Source organism: Ralstonia sp. ASV6 (genome assembly GCF_016429285.1).
Lineage (GTDB): Bacteria > Pseudomonadota > Gammaproteobacteria > Burkholderiales > Burkholderiaceae > Ralstonia > Ralstonia flaminis.
In genome coordinates, this window is the sequence record NZ_JAELUI010000303.1 from 1 (window position 1) to 1,513 (window position 1,513).

3 protein-coding genes are annotated in these 1,513 nt (G+C 61.5%); 1 reads left to right on the forward strand and 2 read right to left on the reverse strand.

From position 1 onward, the window contains the following. On the forward strand, nt 1-377 hold a 377-nt coding region (locus JHD73_RS27655), incomplete at its 5' end, for a YhbY family RNA-binding protein (RefSeq protein WP_199033321.1). A gap of 56 nt (nt 378-433) precedes the next feature. Here JHD73_RS27655 and JHD73_RS27660 read toward each other — a convergent pair. Both JHD73_RS27660 and greA read right to left on the reverse strand, forming a co-directional pair. Further along, nucleotides 434-901, reverse strand: coding sequence for a DUF4149 domain-containing protein (locus JHD73_RS27660; RefSeq protein WP_199033322.1), 468 nt, complete (start codon nt 899-901; stop codon nt 434-436). A 25-nt stretch (nt 902-926) separates the two neighbouring features. Then, entirely contained in the window at nt 927-1,403 is a 477-nt protein-coding gene (gene greA / locus JHD73_RS27665; RefSeq protein WP_199033323.1) for a transcription elongation factor GreA, read from the reverse strand. Nucleotides 1,404-1,513 lie beyond the last annotated feature (110 nt).

Genomic DNA, 1,513 nt, shown 5'->3' on the forward strand with positions numbered 1-1,513 from the left:
GCTCACTGGCGTCCCATACGCTGATCAAGGTGCGCGTGGCGGGCGATGACCGCGAAGCGCGCATTGAAATCTATGACACCATCTGCGCCCGCCTGCAGGCTGCGCCCGTGCAGCACATCGGCAAGCTGCTGGTCATCTGGCGTGAAGGCCCGGCCTACCTGAAGGAAAACCAGCCGAAGGATCTCAAGCCGCCGCGCAAGACTACCATCGGTGCCGGCCCGCGCTCTGTCACGGTGCGCAAGCCGAATCCAAACAGCGCGCGCCGCCCGAAGCCAGTCCGCTTGAGCGTGCTCGGCAACGAGCGCGTCACGGCCGGAGGCAACGTCAAGCGTGCCAAACCGCGCCAAACCAGCCAGAAGAAGAAGGCTCTGTCCTAATCTCATCCTGGACTGCACAGAAAAGACCGGCTTCTCAGCCGGTCTTTTCTTTTGCATCAGGTAGGCTGACGAATACCGGCTGTTTTCCAGATCAGAGCAAGGCCAAACAGACTTTGCACCAAGTAGAACACGCTCGACACACCGTGCAGCATGCCGAACTGGGCCCGGTATGCCGAGTCACCGACAGCCAAGCCTTGCGCCGCCGCTTGCTCGCGCAGTGAAGCCATGAACGGTTGCAACCCAAAGTAGCCGACCAGTACGCACACCAGCATCCCCAGCACCAGCCATCGCAGCGGCTTGTATCCCGCCTGCCCGCGTCGTACCAGCGCCGTGGCAGCCAGGAGCAGCAAACAACCTACGCCCAGGCCAATCCACGCTTCGGCATGGAACAGTCGGCCGGCGATCGAACCGGCCAACTGGCGGTCCTCCAACATGGCAAACAGCGTCGGGGCAACGATGTAGCCGATGGTCCAGAGCGATCCGCACCATACCGTGGCAAGCAACTGAAAGAAGCGCTGAGGCATGGGGAATCGCTCCGGCTGGAGGTGATTAGAGGTACTTGACTGCCAGGACTTCGTACTCGCGCTCGCCACCCGGGGCGACCACAGTGGCGACGTCGCCTTCAAACTTGCCGATCAGCGCACGGGCGATCGGCGAGCTGATCGAGATCTTGCCGGTTTCCAGATCGGCTTCGTCATCACCGACGATCTGGTACGTGACAGGCTTGCCCGAATCCAGATCTTCCAGGTCGATGGTGGCGCCGAAGACCACACGGCCCTCGGCGTCGAGAGATGCCGGGTCGATGATCTGCGCAGCCGACAGCTTGCCTTCGATCTCCTGGATGCGGCCTTCAATGAAGCCCTGGCGCTCTTTGGCGGCATCGTAGTCGGCGTTTTCGGACAGATCGCCTTGGGCACGTGCCTCGGCGATGGCGTTGACGACGGCCGGACGCTCCTTGGTCTTCAGACGGTGGAGTTCGTCTTTCAGCATCTCGGCACCGCGCTTGGTAATCGGAATGGTGCTCATAGTGAGTAATTCGGAATCACAAAAAAATCAGCCGCTGCGAAGCGGGAGGGCGCGTAGCGCACACCCGCCTGACGGCGGCTGTCGTTGTTTTGACACGGACACTGTAGTGT